This window comes from Chamaesiphon sp. OTE_20_metabat_361 (genome assembly GCF_031364565.1).
Window position 1 is genome coordinate 1 of record NZ_JANLWO010000511.1, and the last position, 3,276, is coordinate 3,276.

Consider the following 3,276-nt stretch of genomic DNA (forward strand, 5'->3'; position numbering starts at 1 on the left):
CGATCTCGCCGATATCCTCGTCAAACATCCCAATGGCGATTTTGCCGCCGCTTATTTGATGCGACGATTCGAGCGAGATAAGGGGCTGAAGGGGTAAGAGGTAAAGGGTAAGGGGTAAAAGGTTAATTTTTCCCTATCTCCCTATCTCCCCATCTCCCCATCTCCCCATCTCCCCGTCTCCCCATCTCCCCCTCTCCCCGTCTTCCAACTCCCAACTCCCATCTCCCATCTCCCCCATGAAATTACTCAGCGTCCAAAACCTCTGGATAACTTACCCTCAAGCCGAATCGAGCCAGCAAGTAGCACACGCCATTGAGGATGTGTCGTTTGAATTGGCAGCGGGTGAAAAGATTGGCTTTGTGGGGGAATCGGGATGTGGTAAATCTACGCTGGGTAAGGCAATAATGCGGCTGTTACCCGCCAATTCGCGGATCGAGGGCAAAATCTTATTTGAGGGGCAATCCGTGCCAGACATGGATGCTGAAGCCGTGCGGCGCTTTCGGGGGGAAGTGGTGGGCTTGATCTTTCAAGATCCGATGACGCGGCTCGATCCGCTGATGACGATCGGGAATCACTGTCTGGAGACGCTCCAAGCTCACGAGCCAAATCTAACTAGACAACAAGCCAAGCAACGCGCTCTAGATACCCTAGCTGCCGTCCAAATCCCTGCCGATCGCTGGAACCAGTATCCGCACGAATTCAGCGGCGGTATGCGCCAGCGGGTGGCGATCGCGTTAGCTTTATTGCTCGATCCGAAGTTGATTATTGCGGATGAGCCGACGACGAGTTTGGATGTGCGCGTATCGGCGGAAATCTTACGCGAATTGACGCGGCTGTGTCAAGAACGCCAGATGGGACTGCTGTTAATTTCCCACGATCTAGCGACGATCGCGACTTATTGCGATCGGATCGTGGTGATGAATAAAGGGCGTAAGGAAGAAGAAGGTACCGTCGCCAATATTTTTGGCAATCCTCAAGCTGAATACACTCAAACTCTCCTCAAGTCCGCGCTCCACGTTCAGGCAAACGACCGAGTTACAGAATTGACAGCAACGGCGCTAGCAATCAAGAAACCGATCCTGACCCTCGATAAGCTCCAAAAGCATTACACGATCGAAACTAATTTGCTTCAGCGGATACTCACCAATGCCAAAACCACCATCAATAAGGCTGTCGATAATGTCCAGCTCGAACTCTACGAAGGCGAAATCTTTGGATTAGTCGGTGAATCTGGCTGTGGCAAAAGTACCCTCTCGCGGACGATCCTCCAATTAGTGCCCGCGACTGGTGGGACGGTGACATTCTGCGGCGAAGAACTCACCCATCTATCACCTGCGGCAATCCGCGCCAAACGGCGGGATATGCAGATGATTTTCCAAGATCCCAGCGCCTCCCTCAATCCGATGATGACCATCGGTGAAAGTATCGCCGATCCCTTAATCATTCACGAGATAAATGCTACGCCCGCACAGACGCGATCGCAAGTCCTAGCGATGCTCGAACGCGTCGGTTTAAACCCGGCTACTGAATACTTCGATCGCTACCCAAATCAGCTCTCTGGCGGACAGCAGCAGCGCGTTGGCATCGCCCGCGCTTTGATTACCAAGCCGAAATTAGTCATTTGCGACGAACCCGTCAGTATGTTAGACGCCACGATTCAAGCCGAGATTCTAGATCTGATGCTCGAACTCAAACGCGAACACCAGCTTACCTATTTATTTATCACCCACGATCTCTGGCTGGCGAGATTTTTGTGCGATCGGATTGCCGTGATGAATCGCGGACAAATCGTGGAAATGGGCGACACACAACAGATTTTTAGCAATCCCCAACAACCTTACACTCAAGAACTCTTAGCAGCGGCACCATTACTGGCACAGCACGGTTAAAAGATTAAAAATTCTAGCAGCAAATTTATCCCAATGCGTGTTAATATGACTCGCGATATCGATCGCACAGATTTTAACTGTCGATCGGTAATTTATATTTGACAAAAACTGGGATGCACAACATGACTATCTGGACGTTCGCTGCCAGTATTGCCAGTATTATGTCACTAATTTTTCATCTCAGTGGCAAAGGTTCGACGCTGCGGCAATTTACGTTACCTACTACTACGGCACTGGTTGGATATACGATCGGCACGCATACGGCGGCTGTCGAACAATCGTCTAATGTATTGCTCCAAGACCCACATTTATTATTTATGCTAATAGTAATGGTCTTGTTATTTGCGCTGACGATGTATTTGGTTGAATCAATGAAACCAGATGCCAAAATATCGTTTATCTTCCTAGTTTTCTTAGCCACGATCGTCGTGCCGCAACTAATTAGAAGCTACAATGAAATCGCGCCGATGGTAGCAACTCAGGACTATCTCGCGCTTGCTAGAATCAAAGAAAGTGATGGTAAGACCGAAGACGCTATTAAGTATCTCAAAATTTATAGCAAACGTGTCGATCGCGTCGAACTCCAAAAACAAGTTAACGAGCGAATCGACAATCTCCGCAAACAACAATTCAAGCGCGAATCCACTACCAGAATTAAACTCAAAGATAATTAGGCTCTCCAGCAGTTATGGCGATCGGCAAGATTTATTGAAAGGGGGGAACAAAGGCACAGCTTAGAATCGCTGGTCAGAATTTGAAGCAGAATATGCTATCCACTTCTGAGCAGAGGGAATCGGGGCACCAGCAAAACCATTCAGAATGGCATTAGGGGCACTAATAATCAAAGAAAGGTTAAAAACGAGCGACAGAGAAACAGTAGAGCAGACATAAAAAATCATAGATGCTTTATCGGAGAAGCAAAGCGGAGATTCAGCATCAATTGTATGATGACAAAACTTGCAAATACTTCTAAAACTACTATAGCAATCTCTTTTTCGGTCATGAATCTTTCTAGACTGCTACGGCAGTTTTTTATCTGTTTTTAGATTTCTTTCAAAATCAAACATTTTTCATATATTTATCTATTAGTGTGATGAGTTAATGTTATAGCTGCTTTGAATTACATAGCTTTTCGATCGATCTAATTTGAAGACTTTTTCAGCAAGCCCTATATATGCCATAGCAACTAAGAAGGGTGAAGATCGTTTTCTTGAGATTTACGACGTAATAAATCCCGCTCCCTCTTCCTAATTCGATCGACATCAGCAGCTTTAATCGCTCTTTCGACAATGGCATCCGCAACATCGGGACGAGCGGCGAAATACTCACTCAGCACCTCAGACACGATCGCATCCACCACTCCTCGCGCTTCACTATTAGCTAATTT

General features: G+C 47.2%; 3 protein-coding genes and 1 pseudogene. 3 read left to right on the forward strand and 1 reads right to left on the reverse strand.

Going from position 1 to position 3,276, the window contains the following annotated elements; all coding sequences use genetic code 11:
* The first annotated feature begins 236 nt into the window (after window positions 1-236).
* From RMO35_RS14860 to RMO35_RS25375, 3 genes and pseudogenes are all read left to right on the forward strand, one after another.
* Window positions 237-1,889: an ABC transporter ATP-binding protein gene (locus tag RMO35_RS14860; protein WP_309742109.1), complete on the forward strand. Its 1,653-nt coding sequence runs from the start codon at window positions 237-239 to the stop codon at window positions 1,887-1,889.
* A 98-nt stretch (window positions 1,890-1,987) separates the two neighbouring features.
* Complete coding sequence (locus RMO35_RS14865) at window positions 1,988-2,563, forward strand: hypothetical protein (protein ID WP_309742110.1); 576 nt, start codon at window positions 1,988-1,990, stop codon at window positions 2,561-2,563.
* A 150-nt stretch (window positions 2,564-2,713) separates the two neighbouring features.
* Window positions 2,714-2,932 (forward strand): annotated as a pseudogene (locus tag RMO35_RS25375) (transposase); the annotation flags it as partial.
* Between the two features lie 143 nt (window positions 2,933-3,075).
* On the opposite strand, the gene RMO35_RS14875 reads toward RMO35_RS25375, so the two are convergent.
* Window positions 3,076-3,276, reverse strand: a 201-nt coding sequence (locus tag RMO35_RS14875) for a hypothetical protein (RefSeq protein ID WP_309742111.1), incomplete at its 5' end; no start/stop codon positions are given.

Excerpts from the sequence above, each read along its gene's own strand:
- RMO35_RS14860 (WP_309742109.1), top strand. The coding sequence starts at position 237 with ATGAAATTACTCAGCGTCCAAAACCTCTGGATAACTTACCCTCAAGCC.